Origin of the sequence: Kitasatospora sp. MMS16-BH015 (assembly GCF_002943525.1) — a bacterium.
Taxonomy (GTDB): domain Bacteria; phylum Actinomycetota; class Actinomycetes; order Streptomycetales; family Streptomycetaceae; genus Kitasatospora.
This window is the reverse complement of the sequence record NZ_CP025394.1, coordinates 4856634-4873147: the sequence shown is the minus strand read 5'-3', so window position 1 is coordinate 4873147 and position 16514 is coordinate 4856634. Positions and strand designations below refer to the sequence as shown.

Annotated in this window: 15 protein-coding genes; 4 read left to right on the top strand and 11 right to left on the bottom strand. The window is 72.0% G+C overall.

Annotation, left to right across the window (positions count from 1 at the left end; translation table 11 throughout):
* Positions 1-26 precede the first annotated feature (26 nt).
* Positions 27-1562: a right-handed parallel beta-helix repeat-containing protein gene (locus tag CFP65_RS21125; RefSeq protein WP_104817649.1), complete on the bottom strand. Its 1536-nt coding sequence runs from the start codon at positions 1560-1562 to the stop codon at positions 27-29.
* 73 nt (positions 1563-1635) lie between these two features.
* Positions 1636-2388 carry an SDR family NAD(P)-dependent oxidoreductase gene (locus CFP65_RS21120; protein ID WP_104817648.1) on the bottom strand — a complete coding sequence of 251 codons (753 nt, stop codon included), beginning with the start codon at positions 2386-2388 and terminating at the stop codon, positions 1636-1638.
* A gap of 211 nt (positions 2389-2599) precedes the next feature.
* Between CFP65_RS21120 and CFP65_RS21115 the strand changes: the two genes are divergently transcribed.
* Positions 2600-4108, top strand: a complete 1509-nt coding sequence (locus tag CFP65_RS21115; protein WP_158702297.1) for an MFS transporter — start codon at positions 2600-2602, stop codon at positions 4106-4108.
* 79 nt (positions 4109-4187) lie between these two features.
* Here the strand turns inward: CFP65_RS21115 and CFP65_RS21110 are convergent, their stop codons facing one another.
* From CFP65_RS21110 to CFP65_RS21090, 5 genes are all read right to left on the bottom strand, one after another.
* Entirely contained in the window at positions 4188-4958 is a 771-nt protein-coding gene (locus CFP65_RS21110; protein WP_104817646.1) for an SDR family NAD(P)-dependent oxidoreductase, read from the bottom strand.
* Between the two features lie 79 nt (positions 4959-5037).
* On the bottom strand, positions 5038-5739 hold the full coding sequence (locus CFP65_RS21105; RefSeq protein WP_104817645.1) for an SDR family NAD(P)-dependent oxidoreductase: 702 nt from the start codon (positions 5737-5739) through the stop codon (positions 5038-5040).
* Between the two features lie 40 nt (positions 5740-5779).
* A complete protein-coding gene (locus CFP65_RS21100) occupies positions 5780-6991 on the bottom strand; it encodes a cytochrome P450 (protein WP_104817644.1) in 1212 nt (403 codons plus the stop codon).
* On the bottom strand, positions 6988-7668 hold the full coding sequence (locus CFP65_RS21095; protein ID WP_104817643.1) for a TenA family protein: 681 nt from the start codon (positions 7666-7668) through the stop codon (positions 6988-6990). The genes CFP65_RS21100 and CFP65_RS21095 overlap by 4 nt, the downstream gene beginning before the upstream one ends.
* Before the next feature lie 90 nt (positions 7669-7758).
* Positions 7759-8388 (bottom strand): PadR family transcriptional regulator, encoded by a 630-nt coding sequence (locus CFP65_RS21090; RefSeq protein WP_254552493.1) that lies wholly within the window; start codon positions 8386-8388, stop codon positions 7759-7761.
* A gap of 119 nt (positions 8389-8507) precedes the next feature.
* Here CFP65_RS21090 and CFP65_RS21085 point away from each other — a divergent pair, with 119 nt between their 5' ends.
* Complete coding sequence (locus CFP65_RS21085; RefSeq protein WP_104817641.1) at positions 8508-8960, top strand: hypothetical protein; 453 nt, start codon at positions 8508-8510, stop codon at positions 8958-8960.
* A 57-nt stretch (positions 8961-9017) separates the two neighbouring features.
* Here the strand turns inward: CFP65_RS21085 and CFP65_RS21080 are convergent, their stop codons facing one another.
* Both CFP65_RS21080 and CFP65_RS21075 read right to left on the bottom strand, forming a co-directional pair.
* The gene (locus tag CFP65_RS21080) at positions 9018-10121 is read right to left on the bottom strand and encodes a cytochrome P450 (protein WP_254552492.1); all 1104 of its coding nucleotides are present in this window, start codon (positions 10119-10121) and stop codon (positions 9018-9020) included.
* A 158-nt stretch (positions 10122-10279) separates the two neighbouring features.
* Entirely contained in the window at positions 10280-11341 is a 1062-nt protein-coding gene (locus tag CFP65_RS21075) for a methyltransferase (protein ID WP_104817640.1), read from the bottom strand.
* A gap of 185 nt (positions 11342-11526) precedes the next feature.
* On the opposite strand from CFP65_RS21075, the gene asnB reads away from it, so the two are divergent.
* Positions 11527-13386: an asparagine synthase (glutamine-hydrolyzing) gene (gene asnB, locus CFP65_RS21070; protein ID WP_104817639.1), complete on the top strand. Its 1860-nt coding sequence runs from the start codon at positions 11527-11529 to the stop codon at positions 13384-13386.
* Between the two features lie 13 nt (positions 13387-13399).
* Entirely contained in the window at positions 13400-14083 is a 684-nt protein-coding gene (locus CFP65_RS21065; RefSeq protein WP_158702296.1) for a class I SAM-dependent methyltransferase, read from the top strand.
* Positions 14084-14143: 60 nt separating this feature from the next.
* Here CFP65_RS21065 and CFP65_RS21060 read toward each other — a convergent pair whose 3' ends face one another.
* Positions 14144-15715, bottom strand: a complete 1572-nt coding sequence (locus CFP65_RS21060) for an FAD-dependent monooxygenase (RefSeq protein ID WP_217368176.1) — start codon at positions 15713-15715, stop codon at positions 14144-14146.
* Between the two features lie 44 nt (positions 15716-15759).
* Positions 15760-16422, bottom strand: a complete 663-nt coding sequence (locus CFP65_RS21055; RefSeq protein ID WP_104817637.1) for a TenA family protein — start codon at positions 16420-16422, stop codon at positions 15760-15762.
* Positions 16423-16514: the final 92 nt, after the last annotated feature.

The window sequence follows — 16514 nt, the reverse complement described above, 5'->3', positions numbered from 1 at the left end:
CCCCGTCCGGTCCCGCCTCACCGGTGCTACTGGGCGCACGCCTCCTGGGAGGCACCGATGTTCGGCGCGGCGCACGCGGCGACCGGGTTGCCGGAGCAGTCGCTGCCGCCCTGGTTGGTGATCAGGACGCCCGCGCCGATCGCCGGCGAGCCGCAGGTCAGGCGGTACCCGAGCTTGCCGGTACCGGCGGCGGCGAACAGCGGGTTCGCCGTCACCGCGTGCTTGTCACCGGCCGGCACGGGGTTGATGTTGTAGTAGAGGTTGTGGTCGAAGGTGCTCACCGTGTCGGTGATGGTCGAGCCGCCCTGAGCACCGTAGAAGATGTTGTTGCGGTACGAGACGTTGGTCTGCCCGTAGTTGCCGACGATCGCCTTCGCGGTCGGGGCGTACACCACGTTGTTGTAGACCGACAGGTTGGTCTCGGTGACCCCGCAGCCGTTGAAGATCACCGGGAAGGTGAAGCCGCTGTAGGTGGCGTCGTGGTCGTTCTGGCTGATGTTGTAGCGGATCGTGGCGGTGTCGGACAGCTGGCCCGGCGCGGTGCAGAAGGCCAGGAAGCCACCGCCGTTGTCGTGGCTGTAGTTGTACTGGTAGGTGACGTCGTAGTCCGCACCGTCGACGTCGAAGGCCATCATCGGCGGCGAACTCGCGCCGTGGGAGGCCTCGTTGTACTCCAGCAGGGCGTGGTCCGAGTTCCACACCCAGACGCCGGCGTGGTACGCGGTGGCCCGCAGGCCGAAGCCGTCGACCACGTTGTGGTCGACCAAGGGGCTCACGCCGTTCTGGACGACGACCCCGTCGCCGCCCATGTCGGCGAGGTGGTTCCCGGTGATCCGCACGTTGGTCATCGGCACGAAGGAGTTCTCGCCGCCCGGGAAGAGCGCGCGCTTGGACCACTGCGACTCGGTGGCGATCCCGTAGCCCTCCGTCCTGGTGACGGTGCTGTTGGAGACCCGGATGCCGTCGAAGCCGGTCGGGGTGACCGAACCGGCGGCCTTGAGCAGGATGCCGCCGCTGTCCTCGACGTCGGGGCCGGTGCTGTCGATGCCGGTCACGTCGTGCACGTTGACGTTGTCGACGACGTAGTGGCTGCCCGTGCCGTAGTCGGTCAGCAGCACGTAGATCCCGGTGCGCGCGGTACCGTCCGCGGCGACCTTGTCCGAGACGTCCAGGTTCCGGAGCTCCCAGCCCTGCACGTTGTTCAGGAACACCGCCGCGCGGGCGCCCGCCCCGTCGATGGCCGCGCGCGCCGTGCCGCCGTACGAGCCGACGGTGATGGGCGCGCTCGCCGTCCCGGACCCGTGCGGGGCCAGGACGCCGGTGCAGGTGACACCGCTGCGCAGCGATATCGAGTCACCGGGCTGGAAGGTGACCGTGTTGACCTTGGCCAGCGTGGCCCACGCGGCTCCGGTCGAGGTGCCGGCCGCCGCGTCGCTCCCGGCGGCACAGTCGACGTAGTACTGGTGGCCGGTGGCCGCGCCCGCCGGCGCGGCGGCGAGGACCGGCGCGGCACAGAGCGACAGGCCGAGCGCCACTCTTGCCGATCTCCACGTTCTGATCATGCTGATGCTCCTTGGTGTGAATGCTGTGAGGAACCGGTCGAGGGCCGGCTGGGCGGGGCTCGGGCGGTGCGGCTCAGCGCCCGCCGGCCGGGTGGATGACCTGACCGCTGATGTTCCCGTTCGCCTCCGAACCGAGGAAGACGATCAGCCGGGCCACCTCGTCGGCGGTGGTCAGGCGGCCGCTGGGGGTCTCCGCCACGGCCTTCGCCAGCAGCGCGGGGTCCACCGCCTCCAGGCTCTCGGTGATGGTGCCGCCGGGCGCGACCACGTTGGCCAGCACGCCGTCACCCGTCCACATGAGCCCGCGCACGAAGCCGTGCAGGGAGGCCTTGGCCGCGCTGTAGATCTCCGAGCCCGGGTTGCCGTGGGTCGCGGTGACCGAGGAGAGCAGCACGATCCGCCCCCAGCCCCGTTCCCGCATGCCGCCCAGGGCCTGACGCACCGTCCACAGGTGTCCTTCGACGTTCTCCCGGTAGCGGGAGAGCCAGAAGTCCATCGGGAAGTCCTGGTAGGGCACCATGTCCTCGGGGTTCATCCACACCCAGGTCTGGGCGTTGGCGACCACCACGTCGACCCCGCCCCAGCGCTCCTCCACGGCGCGTACCGCGTCCGCGATCGACACCGGATCAGCGAGGTCGTAGGGCAGCGCGCAGGCGCGCTCCGGGCCGCCGAGCTCCTCGACCAGTTCCTTGGCGGCGGCCTCGGAACGGTGGTAGGTGATCGCGGTCCGCGCGCCCTCCTGGGCGAACGCCTTCGCCGTCGCCCGGCCTATCCCCCTCGTGGCGCCGGTGATCAGCACCCTCTTGTCGGCCAATCCCAGATCCATGACGCTCCCTCGTGCTCCTGCGATGCGGCACCCAACAGCCGGGCCGGGCACCCACCCTCGGGAAGGGCACTCGACGGCGGCTCGGACCGCGCTGGAGCGCCGCTGGAGCACATCGCCGCCGAGGTCGTTCTCCACGGGTTCTCGACCGGTTCTGCAGCGGACGGGGGAACAGTTCGCGCGAATTCAGGCCCTGTTCGTCGAAAGGCTTCCCATGACCGTCCCCGCTCCGCGGGCGAGCGCCGAAGCGGCCGTCGGCCGACTGCGCTGGTTCGCACTCACCGCGATCCTCATCACGCACTGCATGGACCTGCTCGACGGGATGATGGTCAACACCGTCGCCCCGGTGATCCGCACCGGTCTGCACGGCAGCTACCTCGACCTCCAGTGGATGGCCGCCGGATACACCCTCGCCTTCGCCTCGCTGCTGATCACCGGCGGGCGGCTGGGGGACGTCTTCGGCCGCCGGCGGATGCTCCTGGTCGGCACCGCCGGGTTCACCCTCGCCTCGCTGCTGGCCGGGCTGTCCGTCAACGTCGAGATGGTCATCGCCGTCCGGATCGTCCAGGGCGCGTGCGCCGCCGTGATGGTCCCGCAGGGCCTGGGCATCATGCGCGAGCTCTTCCCGCCGCGCGATCTGCCCAAGGCCATCGGCATGATGGGCCCGGTGGTCGGCCTGGCGGCGATCGTCGCGCCGGTCCTGGGCGGCGCGCTGGCCACCGGAGACCTGTTCGGCCTGGGCTGGCGGGCCGTGTTCTTCGTCAACGTGCCGCTCGGTCTGGTCGCGGTCCTCGGCGCGGCCAGATACGTGCCCGACGTCCGGCCCGAGGTCCGGCCCGAGGTCCGGCTGGGGACGCGCCGGCTCGACTGGATCGGCACGGTGCTGGCCGTCGGGGCGATGGTCCTGGTCGCCTACCCGCTGATGCAGGGGCGCACGGCGGGCTGGCCGGCCTGGTGCTTCGTCAGCATGGCCGCCTCGGTGCCGGTGCTGGCCGTCCTGGGCCTGCACCAGAGCCGCCGGGCCCGGGCGGGCCGGGTGCCGCTGATCGAGCCGGGGCTGATGCGCAACGGCCGGTTCGTCGCCGCGCTCGTGGTCGGTGTGCTGTACTACGTGGCCCTGAGCGGCATGATGTTCGCCCTCATGGTGCAGCTCCAGACCGCGCACGGCTTCACCGCCCTGGGCGCCGGCCTGGCCATGGTGCCGTGGACGCTCGGCTCCGCCGTGGGCTCCGCCGCCGCCGGTGCGCTGCTGGCCCGTCGCTGGAGCGGCCTGCGGATGCTCCAGGGCGGACTCGCCCTGCTGGTCGCCGGGGCCGTGGGCGTGATCGCCGTGGTGTCGGCCGGCCCCGCGGTCACCACCTGGCAGCTGCTCGTCCCGCTGGTGCTGCTCGGCCTGGGCATGGGCGGGGTGCTGACCCCGTACTTCAACCTCGCCCTCGCCATGGTCTCCGTCCCCGAGACCGGCGCGGCCTCCGGCCTGCTCAACTCCTTCCAGCAGTTGGGCAACAGCATCGGGTACGCCCTGCTGGGCACGGTGTTCTTCAGCGTCCTGGGCGACGCCCCGGGCGATGCCGACGGCGCGCTGAAGGTGACGTTCTGGCTCGCCGCCGGCCTGCTGGCGGCCGCCTGCGCGACGGCCGTCCTGATGCGCGGCCGCACCACGGGGCCGCGTCCGGACCGGAGCCTCCCCGCGCGGGTGCCGGTGGACAGCCGGGCCCGGTAGCTCAGCCGGCCACACGAGGAGCCGGCCACGCGACGGGCCCTCCGGCGGATGTCCGCCGGAGGGCCCGTCAGCTTGTCGGTCAGCGGAGCGCGGGGCGGCTCATCCCCGCGTCGATCGAGTAGTCGGAGCCGGTGATGCTGGGCACCTTGCCGGAGGCCAGCAGCACGACCAGGGTGGCGACCTCCTCGGGTTCGATGATCCGGCCGGTGGCCAGGCCGGTCATCTTCGGCACGGCGGCGATGAACTCCTCGGGCGTGAGCCCGGCGCTCTTGGCCGTCTCGGGGTTGGTCCAGACCCGCGTGCGCACCGGCCCGGGCGAGATGGTGTTGACCCGGACGCCCAGCGGGCTGAACTCGGCGGAGAGCGACTTGCCGACGCTGGCGAGCGCGGCCTTGGCGGCCGAGTAGTGGCCCAGCCGGGGGTCGGCGAGGGTGGCGTTGATCGATCCGATGTTGATGACGGCGCCCCGGCGCTCGACGAGGCTGGGCAGCGCCTCGCGGGTGGTGCGGACGGCGGTGAGGACGTTCAGTCCGAACGCCTCGCGCCAGGTGTCGTCGTCGATGTCGAGGAAGCCGGCGGCCAGCTTCACGCCGCCGCCGACGTTGTTGACCAGGATGTCGACACCGCCGAACTCGGCGAGCGCGTGCTTCACCAGGGTCTGCGCGCCGTCCTCGGCGGCCAGGTCCACCTGGAGGGTGTGCGGGGTGGCCTCGAGCAGCTCCGGGCCCACGGTGCGGGAGCCGCCGAGCACCTCGGCACCGGCCGCGGCGAGCGCCCGCACGCAGGCCAAGCCGATCCCGCTGCCGGCTCCGGTGACGACCGCCTTGCGGCCGGTCAGGTCGAATTGCATGGGTTCTCCTGTGGGATGGGTCGGCTGGGAGGAGGTCAGCGCTGCTCGCGCTGGGAGGAGGGCAGCGCTGCTCGGCGAGTCAGCGCTGCTCGGCGAAGAACTGGCCGGTCGGCCCGTCGTGCGGAAGGGTCGCCACCTCGGCGATGAACCGCGCCGCCTCCTCGGGAAGCTGCTCCTGCCCCGGCATCATGCGGGTGCGGACGCGCCCCGGGTTGACGGCGTTGACCCGCACGCCGGTGCCCGCCGTCCGGGCCGCGAGCATGATGGTCAGTCCGTTCAACGCGCTCTTGGACAGCGAGTAGCCGGGGGTGCCGGCGAACAGCTGCCCGCCGAACTCCGCGGTGGTGCCGCTGGAGATGACCACGACGTGGCCCCGGCCCCGCCCGACCATGGGCGGCACGAACTCCTGGATCACCCGCCACGTCCCCAGCAGGTTCACCTGGAGGGTGCGCTCGGCGAGTTCCAGCGGCACGGTCAGCGGGTCGGTGCGCGCGTCCAGGAGCACGCCGGCGTTGCAGACCAGGATGTCGACCGGCCCGACCGCCTCGGCGGCGCGCCGGACGCTGTCGGCGTCGGTGGTGTCCAGGGCGGCCCAGCGCGTACCGGGGCCGAGCTCCTCGGCCGCGGCGCGGGCGTCCTCGGCGCGCCGCGCGGTCAGGACGACGTCGAGGCCCCGGCCGCGCAGTTCGGCGGCGACGGCGCGGCCGATGCCCCGGTTCGCGCCGGTGACCAGGGCGCTGCCGCGCCCGGCCGGCGCGGGGAGGTCGTCGCCGGCGGTCATTCGTTCACGTCCACGTCTCGGTCTCCAGGGGTCTGCCGGGTCAACGGAAGCGCATGGGCAGGTGCTTGACGCTGTTCATGAAGTTGGTCTCGGGGCGCAGCACCGGGCCGGTGATCTCCAGCTCCGGCAGCAGGTCGACCACCCCCTCCAGGAACTGGCGCAGCTCCATGACCGCCAGGCCGTTGCCGATGCAGACGTGCGGGCCGCCGCCGCCGAAGCTGAGCTGCGGATTGGTCGTACGGGCGACGTCGAACCGGTCGGGGTCCGCGAAGACCTCCTCGTCCCGGTTGGCCGAGCTGTACCACATCACCACCGTCTCGCCCGCGGCGACGGGCTGTCCGGCGACCACGGTGTCGGTGACGGCCCGCCGGGCGAAGTGGGTCACCGGGGTGACCCAGCGCAGCACCTCGTTGGTGGCGGTGGGCAGCAGGCTCCGGTCGGCGCGCAGCCGGTCCAGCTGGTCGGGGAAGTCCAGCAGCGCGAGGACGGCACCGGTGACGGAGCAGTAGGTGGTCTCGCTCCCGGCGGTGATCAGCGTCGAGGCGAACAGGCCGACCTCCTCCGGGGTGAGCCGGTCCGCCAGGCCGAGCCGTTCGGCGCCCTGCAGCCGGGCGTCCAGGAGCAGCGAGAAGCAGTCGTCGGTGCGGTGCGCGGCGCGGTGCCGGGCGAAGTCCTGCAGGTAGGCGTGGATCTGCTGGAACGCGTCCTGGCCGCCCAGGCCGTCGCCGTCGTACTCCTCGTCGCCGAGGTTCACCGTCCGGCGCGCCCAGCCCAGCATCAGCTCGCGGTCCTCCTCCGGGATGCCGAGCAGCTCCAGCAGCACCTCGAAGGGCAGCCGCAGCGCGATGTCCTCGGCGAGGTCGAAGCCGCCCCGCTCGCGGGCCTGCGCCAGCAGCCTGTCGACGATGCCCCGGATCGGCTTCTGCAGGGCTGCCAGCCGGGCGGGGGCGAACACCTTGAAGGTCAGCTTGCGGATGCGGGTGTGCTCGGGGCTGTCGAGGAAGGTGATGATGGGCGGGCTGGGGTCCACCTTCCGGATGGAGGTCATGGTGGTCGGGCTGGACGAGAAGGTCCGGTGGTCCTTGGAGACCGCGACCACGTCCCGGTGGCGCAGCAGGTGCCAGAGCGGCTCGCCGTCGGTGTCCGTGCCCCTGATCGGCCGGTCCAGTCGGCGCAGCCGGCGGAAGTGGTCGTGCGGGATGCCGTCGGCGAAGGTCTTCGCATCCATCAGGTCGAGGTCCTGGGTGGTCATCGCGCACCCTTTCCCGCCGGCGCCGCGAGGCCGGCGCAGCAGTCGGCGAAGGCGAGTTCGTGGCGGATGCCACGGGAGAAGTGATCGACGATCATCTGGCGCAGCCGGGGCGGGGCCTGGCCGCCGACCCGGTCGGCCATGGCGAGGAACGCCTCGACGGCGTACCGGTACGACTCCCCGGGGTGGTAGGCGGTGATCCAGGGCAGGTAGCGGGTGCCCGGCACGGCATTGTCCCTGAGGTGGTCCGAGACCTCGGCGTTGAACCACACCATGGGCAGCAGCGCACCCACGCCGGCGTGGAAGGAGGTCTCGGCGGCGGCCGTGAAGAACCCGGCGTGCGCCGCCACGGCCGGCTCGACGGCTGAGTGCCCGTCCGGCTCCGGCAGGCGCAGCTCGCCGGTGAGCGCGGTGTACGCCGCGCGCAGCCCGTCCCGGGCCTCCAGGGTGCCGACCACGGACTGCCCGAACAGCAGGGTGTCCGCGTCCTCGGGGGCGGAGGCCGCGCAGCGCGCCAGGGCGCGGGCGTAGGCCGGGAGCAGGAAGGCGGTGTCCTGGCGGACGAAGCGGGACAGCGCCGCGCCGGGCAGCGTCCCGTCCCGCAGGCCCGACCAGAACGGATGGTCCAGCACCTGGCGCAGTACCGGTTCACGGATCTCCGCGAGCTCGTCCCGCAGCATCGCACTCCCTCTCGCCGCCTCGTTCCTGTCCTCGTCCGGGACGGTATGGACGCGCGCTCGAAGGTGCCTGGGGCCCGGCTTGACGGCCGGTCAGCCGTCCAGCGCCTCCCCGGGGCCGGCCAGCGCGGTCAGCTCCTCCCAGGACCAGGCGAGCCGGCCGGCCGCCAGGTCCTCGACCACCGAGGTGAGCCAGCGCAGCTCGGCCGCGGCCATCGTGCGCTGGTACTCGGTCTCCAGCATCACCACCCGGCTGAGCCCGTCTCCGGCCCCGCCGGTCTCGCCGGCCAGCAGCGCGTCCAGCCGCTCCAGGGCCCGGGTGAGGGCGGCGGCCCGCTGCTCCAGGACGGTCCGGGCCTCCTCCGGGGTGAGCATGAGCGCGAAGGAGAGCGCGACGGGGAACTGCGGGAACTCCTGCTTGGGCGCCCCGAGCATCTCCAGCAGCCACTCGCGGGCGACCCGGCGCCCGGCCTCGGTGACCGCGTAGATGGTGCGCTCGGCGTACTGCTGGTCACGCCCGGTCCCCTGGACCTCGACCAGCCCGGCGGTCAGCAGCCGCTCGATCGTCCGGTAGATGCTCGCCCGCTGGTTGACGTTGACGACCTGGTCCTTGCCCCACTCCTTGATCAGCCGCTGCATGCCGTAGGGGTGCAGCGGCTGGTAGTGCAGCAGCGACAGGACGGTCAGGGCGAGCGGGGAGCTGCGCAGCGATGCGTCGGTCATGCGCGCCATCGTAGTGCGCACCGACGTCTCCCCATCACTAGTTGACATGCAACTAGTCTCAGTGAAACTATTTGAGAGTCAGCACAGGGGCTCCACGGACCGGGGAAGGACCCACCGAGATGACCAGCAAGACGACCGAGCGCATCCTTGCCGACCACACCGTGACCAAGCGGCTGGGCAACTGGACTGCGGCCGACAGCTACGACGTCCGGGGCCGCGACGCGAGCGTCGTGCTCGACCTGCGCTCGCCCGACATCCCGAACGACCTCCAGATCCACCTCGAACTGCACCACAGCACCGTCAAGCTGCTCCTCGCCGACGGCGACACCATCGACCACTGGGACGTGCGGTGGCCCGCCAAGGGTCGGCTCAAGGACACGCAGGGCCCCACCGGCGAGGCCGGCCGCCGCATCCACCTGTACGGCACCGCCGTCAACAGCGAGATCCGGGTCCACCGCGGCGGCGTGGCGATCATCTCCGCGATGCTCTCCCGCGAGTACCTCGACGACGCCCTGAGCGCCCGCCGGGAGGGCCGGCACACCACGGTCGACGACCCCGCCCGTGGCCACTGACGGGCATGCCAGTGGCCGGGCCCGCGACCTGGGTCGCGGGCCCGGCCACTCGCCCGGCTACCAGGCGACCAGGAGGGAGTGCACCCCGTAGAACACCTTGTCCTCACCGGCCGTCGGGACTTCCTCGGCCGGCACCGCAAGGCGCAGCTCCGGCAGCCTGGTCAGCAGGGCACGGAAGGCCAACTTCATCTCGATGCGAGCGAGTTGCGCCCCGAGGCACTGGTGGACGCCGTACCCGAAGGCCAGGTGGGGAGCCTGGTCGCGGGCAAGGTCCAGGCGGTCGGGCTCCGGGTACACCTGCGGATCGCGGTTGGCGGCGGCGAGCGACACGATGAGCGTCTCCCCCGCCCGCACCGTCTGCCCGGCGATCTCCAGGTCCTCGCGCGCCGTGCGGGTCAGACCGAACTGGACGATCGTCAGGTACCGCAGCAGTTCCTCGACCGCGCCGTCGAGCAGCCCTTCGTCGGCCCGCAGGGCGGCCGCCTGATCGGGGTTCTGCAGCAGCGCGAACGCCCCGAGGCCCAGCATGTTGGCGGTCGTCTCCAGCCCCGCGATCAGCAGCAGCGCACCGATCCCGACGACCTCGTCGTCCTTCAGCGGCGTGTCGCCGTGGAGCAGGTCGCTGAGGATGTCGTCCCCCGGGTCGACCCGCCTGGCCCGGACGAGTTCGCCCAGCCCCCCGTAGAGCCCGTCCCTGGCCTCGCGCAGGGGCTCGGGCTCGGTGTCGAGCGACAGCATCGCCAGGATCCACCGCTGGTAGTCGGGCCGCTGCTCCGCCGGGATGCCCAGCATCTCCGTGATCACCAGGGTCGGAATCGGCTGCGAGAACCACTCCACCAGGTCGGCCGGCGACCCGTGCTCGATCATCGCGGTCAGCTGCTCATCGATGATCTGTTCCAGCCTGGGCGTGATCTCGCGGCACCGCTTGCGGGTGAAGTAGCGGCTCACCAGCCGCCGGTACCGGCTCTGCTCCGGCGGGTCCATGGCGGAGAACACCCCGGGCGGGACCTCCAGCTCCTCGTCGGGCAGCGGGAGGTCGGCCGCCGGTGTCACCTGGATCAGCGGCGGGCTGGTCCGCGGGTCCGCCAGCGCGGCGCGTACGTCCTCGTGGCGGGTGACCAGCCAGCCGATCCGGCCACCGGGCAGCCGGAGCCGGCTCATCGGCCGCTCCTCGCGCAACCGCGCGTACTCCTCGGGTGGGTCGAACGGGCAACTGCGCCGCGACGGAAGGATCATCGGATCGGGAAGCGGCATCGACATGAACACACCTGTTTCGCGAATCGACCGGTGGTGGAGGACCTGCTGGAGTGCCGGCCGGCTCAGACCGGCCGGTACTCCAGCAGCGCGACGTCGCCGGGCAGCGGGTCGTTGGCGGGCGCGAAGCCGGCCTCCCCGGCCAGCCGGTTCCACTCCGCGCGGTCGCGCTCGCGGCCGCCGAGCACCGCCAGCGACTCGACGTCGATGAGCTTGCCGATGTCCCACTCCCCCGGGCCGCGCAGCAGGTTCTCGACGATCAGCAGGCGGGCGTCGGTGTCACCGATCGCCGCCCTGATGCTCCGCAGGATCAGCACCGCCTTGTCGTTGTCCCAGTTGTGCAGCGTGTTCTTGATGAAGTAGGCGTCGCAGCCGGCGGGCACCTCGACGAAGAAGTCGGTCGGCACGACGGTGACCCGGTCCTCCAGGCCGGAGCCGTCGAAGACCTCCTTCGCCTCGGCGACCGTGTGCGGCTGGTCGGCCAGCACGCCGGTGGTGCCGGGGTGGCGGCGCAGCACCTCGGCCAGGAAGTGGCCCCGGCCACCGCCCACGTCCGCGATCCGGCCGAACCGCCCGAAGTCGAACTGGTCGAAGATCCGGTCCATGCCGGGGTAGCGGTTCTGGAGCATCGCCCGGTCGAGCACCGCGGCCTTCTCCGGGTGCGCCTTGGTGTACTCGTAGAACGGGTCGCCGAAGGCCGACACGAAGGCCGCCTCGCCGGTCCGCAGGGTGTGCGCCACGTTCTCGTACGGCCGCCACAGCATGGCGTCGGAGGCGAACAGGAACATGTCGCGGATGCCGCCCTCGGCCCCCGACACCAGCCCCTCGGACACCGGCCGCAGCGCGAAGCGGCCGTCGCCGCGCTCCTCCAGCACGCCGGCGGCGGCGACCGCCCGGAGCACCCGGTAGAGCGCGTCGGCGTCGGTGCCCGTCGCCGCGGCGACCTCGGCGACCGTCCGGGGGCCGTCGACCAGCGCGTCGAACACCTTGACCTCGACGGCCGCGCGCAGCGCGCCGATGGCCCACTTGGCGTAGATGAATCCCAGCACCTGCTGACGCGGCGGCAGGCTCGGGTCGAACCATCCGGCCATGCCCTGGGGCTGGGGAGTGCTGTCCTGCGCGTCCATCCTCGTCCACCTCTCATCCGCCGCTCCGGCCGCCCACAGAGTCGCGGCGCCCGCTCGAATCCGGATGGGGCTGCGGTCGAACGGCCCCCGCCCGCCGCGGCGCGGTCCAGCGGTCGTCGAGGAGTACTCGAACCGGCGGCCGCACGCTGCTCCGGGTTACCACCATCGACGGTAAGGACACGCCTATGTGCGGCATCACAGGCTGGGTGGACTTCGGACGGGACCTCTCCGGCGAGCGACCGGTGTTGCAGGCGATGACTGACGCCCTGGCCAAGCGGGGCGTCGACGGCCAGGGCCTGTGGCTGAGCGGCAACGCGGCGCTCGGGCACACCCGTACCGCGGTCATCGACCTGGCCGGCGGCGCGCAGCCGCTGGCGGTGGAGGAGGACGGCCACCCGGTGGCCGTGATCGTCCACAACGGCGAGATCTACAACTTCAAGCAGCTGCGCACCGAACTCGAGGCCCGCGGCCGCCGGTTCCGCACCCGCACCGACACCGAGGTGGCGCTCCAGGCGTACCTGGAGTGGGGGCCCTCCTTCGCCGAGCGGCTGGAGGGCATCTTCGCCTTCGCCATCTGGGACGTGCGCCGCGACGAACTGGTGCTGGTCCGCGACCGCCTGGGGGTCAAGCCGCTGTTCTACAGCCTGCTGCCCGAGGGCGGCGTGCTCTTCGGCTCCGAGCCGAAGGCCCTGCTGGCCCACCCCGAGGTCCGCCCGGTGGTCGACGTCGAGGGCCTGCGCGAACTGTTCTCCGTGGCCAAGCAGCCCGGCCGGGCCGTGTTCCGGGACATGCGGGAGCTGCTCCCCGGCCACACCCTGACCATCGGGCGCGACGGGGCCCGGGAGCACGCGTACTGGCAGCTGACGGCCCGCCCGCACACCGACGACCTCGGCGGGACCATCGAGCGGGTGCGCTCGCTACTGCACGACATCGTGCTGCGCGAACTGGTCTCGGACGTCCCGCTCTGCACCGCGCTCTCCGGCGGCCTGGACTCCAGCACCGTCACCGCGATCGCCGCCAACTGGCGGTGGAAGCTGGACGGCGAGCGGATCCGGACCTTCGTGACCACGTTCGACGACTACGTCGAGAACTTCCAGCGGGACGACGTCCGCTTCTCGCCCGACGAGCCGTACGCGGTCGAGGTCGCCCGGCACGTGTCCTCCGACCACGTCAACATCAGGCTGAGCCCGGACGACCTGATGGACCCGCAGGACCGCCTCCAGGTGCTGCTGGCACAGGACGGGCCGTCCACCCTCGGCGACATGGACACCTCCAACTACCTCACCTCCCGCCGGATCAAGACGCACTCCACGGTGGCGCTGGTGGGCGAGGTGGCCGACGAGATCTTCGGCGGCTACAACTGGATGTTCAAGCCGGAGTGCGTGAACGCCGACGCCTTCCCGTGGGTGCTCAACGAGGGCCTGCACCCGGGCAACAAGGGCGGGCAGGGCCGGGACCTCTTCGGCCTCGGCTTCCTGGAGAAGCTGGACATGGCCGGCCACTACGCCGACACCTACCGCGAGGCGGCGGCCCAGGCACCGCACCAGGAGGGCGAGAGCCCCGAGGAGAGCCGGATGCGCACCATCGGCTACCTCACCCTGACCCGGTGGCTGCCGATGCTCCTGGACCGCAGCGACCGGCTCTCGATGGCCCACGGCCTGGAGCTGCGGCTGCCGTACGCCGACCACCGGCTGGTCGAGTACCTCTACAACACGCCGTGGAGCTTCAAGACCTTCGACGGCCAGGAGAAGTCCCTGCTGCGCGCCGTCGCCCGCGACCTGCTGCCCGCCTCGGTGCTCGAGCGCAAGAAGAGCCCCTGGCCGGTCACCCAGGACCCGGCGTACACCCGCATGCTGCACGCCGAGCTGGCCGCCCTGATCGCCGACGGCACCGCGCCGATCCTGCCCTACCTGGACCTCGACGCGGTGCGGCGCACGCTCGCCGAGCCCGGCGAGGCGCACGACTGGCCCAGCCGCATGCACCTGGAGATGGCGCTCCAGTTCAACGCCTGGCTGACCCACTACGACGTCGAGTTGGCGATCTGAGATGGAGACCGAGATGACCGAGACCTCGCCCGCTCCCGAGCGGCTGGACCCCCGGATCGCGCACGCGCAGGAGGTGTACACCCGGGGCAAGCTCGCGATCTACGACAAGTGGGTGCTCGGGCTGTTCTGCTCGGCGGTCTGGAAGTGCCCGGCCCACGTGATGCGCAAGCTCTACGACACCTCCGTCGGCCACCGTCACCTGGACATCGGCCCGGGCACCGGATACTTCGTCGACCGCTGCCGCTTCCCGGCGCCGGACCCGGAGATCACCCTGCTCGACCTCAGCGAGGAGTGCCTGCGGATGTCGGCCGCCCGGCTCTCCCGCTACCGGCCGCAGACCTGCCGGGCCAACCTGATGGAGCCGCTGCCGCTGCCCCCGCAGCACTTCGACTCGGCCGCCATGAACCTGGTCTTCCACACCATCCCCGGCGGCTGGGAGGGCAAGGGCGTCATCCTCAAGCACGTGGCCGAGACCCTGCGGCCCGGCGGCGTCCTGTTCGGCACGACCGTCCTCGCCGAGGGCGTCCCGATGAGCCGCTTCACCCACAAGCTGCTGCTCGAGCAGCACCGGCGCGGCAACTTCCAGAACCAGGGCGACGATCCGCACGGCCTCGAGCGCCAACTCGCCCTCTACTTCCCGGAGTACGAGGTGCGGATCCGCGGCGCAGTCGCGGTCTTCCGGGCCACCGCCGGCTGACGGCCCACGCGAAAGGCGCCGATCCCACCGGGGGATCGGCGCCTTTCGCGTGTCGAGAGGTCAGGCCGCCTTGCCGAGCACCTGGCGGAGCGCGTCGGCCAGCGCGGCGGCCGGGTCGTCCGGCAGCTCCTCGGAGCGCCACGCCACGTAGCCGTCGGGGCGCACCAGCACCGCGCCGCCGTGGCCGAGGCGGTAGCGGGCGGCCCAGTTCGCCTCGACGTCGACCAGCTCGGGGGCGGCCGAGGCCGGGCCGACCCGGTAGGCCCGGACCGGGACGGAGGTGCGCCCGGAGACGGTCTCCACGGCCCGCTGCCACTCGTCGCCCGACGGTCCGGTGACGAGGGTGAAGGCGTCGTGGAAGAGGTCGTGCACGCCGATGCGGCGGCCCTCGTGGTCGAGCCACAGGTGCGGCGCGCGGGTGCCGGGCTTGGCGTACTGGTCCACCGTCTCGCCGATCACGCCGGTGTGCTCGGCGCCGATCATCGCCGAGGACCGGTACCGCTGGGCCAGGATGCACAGCGTGGGCTCCAGCGGGTCCTCCTGCGGGGTGGGCCCGAACCGCGACTCCTGGCTGCGGACGGTGAGGTCGGCCAGCTCGACCGCGACGGCGCGGCGCTCGTCCTCGTAGCTGTCCAGCAGGGCGTCGCCCGCCTGCCCCTTCAGCACGGCGGCGAGCTTCCAGGCCAGGTTGTGGGCGTCCTGCACGGCCGAGTTGGCACCCAGCGCGCCGGCCGGCGGCCAGACGTGCGCGGCGTCACCGGCCAGGAAGACCCGGCCGCTGCGGTACCGGTCGGCGACGCCGACGGCCTCCTCCCACGCCGCCTTGTCCACGACCTCGACCGGCACGTCACGGCCGATCAGGCCCTGCGCCGCCTTCGCGCACCGCTCGATCGTGAAGTCCTCCGGCGACTCGACGGCGGGGTCGTAGGTGAGCGCCACGCCCCACTGGTTCGGCACCGCGTGGGTGACGAACCCGCCGGCCACACTGCCGCCGCCGATGATCCAGAACAGCGCGGTCTTCTCGATCAGATCCGACAGGTCGGCCTTGATGACGAAGGAGACGTAGGAACGGATCACCCCGCGCCCGGTGCGCTCGATGCCCACGCTCTCCCGGATGCCGCCGCGGTAGCCGTCACAGGCGACCAGGTACTGCGCCCGTACCGTCCGCCGCTTGCCCGTCGTGCGGTCCTCGATCACGGCCGTCACGCCGTCGGCGTCCTGCTCGACCGACACGCACTGGGTGTAGTGGCGGAGCTCGGCACCCCCGGCGCGGGCCGTCTCGGCCAGGATCGGCTCGACGGTGCTCTGGTCGGCCATGCCGAACTCACCCGCCGTCAGCTCGGGCAGCGCGCGCGGCGAGTCCTGCATCATGATCCAGTTCCACTCGGAACTCAGGCTCTCGCAGCGCACCACGCCCGAGTCCGCGTCGAAGGGGCGGCCCGCCTCCTTGATGCGCTCCTCGATGCCGAGCGGACGGTAGATCTCCATGGTGCGCGGGTTGATGCCGCGCGCGCGGCCCTGGACCGCCACCCCGGCATGACGGTCCACCAGGAGCGAGCGCACCCCGTGGTGGGCGAGGAACATCGAGGTCGCCAGACCCGAGTACCCCCCGCCGACGATGAGTACCGGCACGCTTTCGTCGTATGAATTCACGTTCTCCATAGTCCTTTCCGATGTCATTCGGCCCAGCCCTGCAACCGCCAGGCCGCCTCGCAGAAGGCCAGCTCGTAGCGGGCGCCGTACAGGAAACTGTCGGCGAGCACAGTGACTTCGGCCTCGGTCGCCCGCCGGCCGAAGTCGTCGATCATCTCGAGGTAGGCCTCGACGTAGTCATGGAAGCCGTCCTCGGGACAGTACTGGTCGATCCACCACTCGTAGCGCGCGCCCGGGACTTGACGCTTCCTCAGGTCCAGGCAGACCTGCTGGTGGAACCAGGTCATGGGCAGCAGCCCGCCGATCCCGGCGGCGAAGGACTCGGTGGCGGCGGCCGTCATGAACGAGGTGTGGGCCAGCGTCGACGGGCTGATGCCGGCCGCCGGTGCCAGCCCCTCGAACCGGTCGGACAGCTCCGTCAGCTCGCGGGACATCCGGGTGAGCGACTCGAAGGTGGCGCAGGCCGCGCCCGCGAGCAGCGCGCCGTGGTCCTCCCGGTCCGGCGCGGCCGCGGTACGGGCGAGGGCCCGCGCGTAGGCGGGCACCGTGTAGCGGGCGTCCTGCTCCGCGAAGTGCCAGAGGACCTGGGGCGGCAGCGTGCCGTCCCGGAGCCCGGCCCAGAAGGGATGGTCCAGGACTTGGGCGACCAGGGGTTCGGCGCGGGACCAGAGTCGTCGTCGCAGCATCGCCGTCCACCCCTCATCCCGCCCCCAGGCGGTCGTATACCGAATGATTTCGTCCCCGAAACTCGGCCATGGCGGTCGAGAACGGCTCGAGT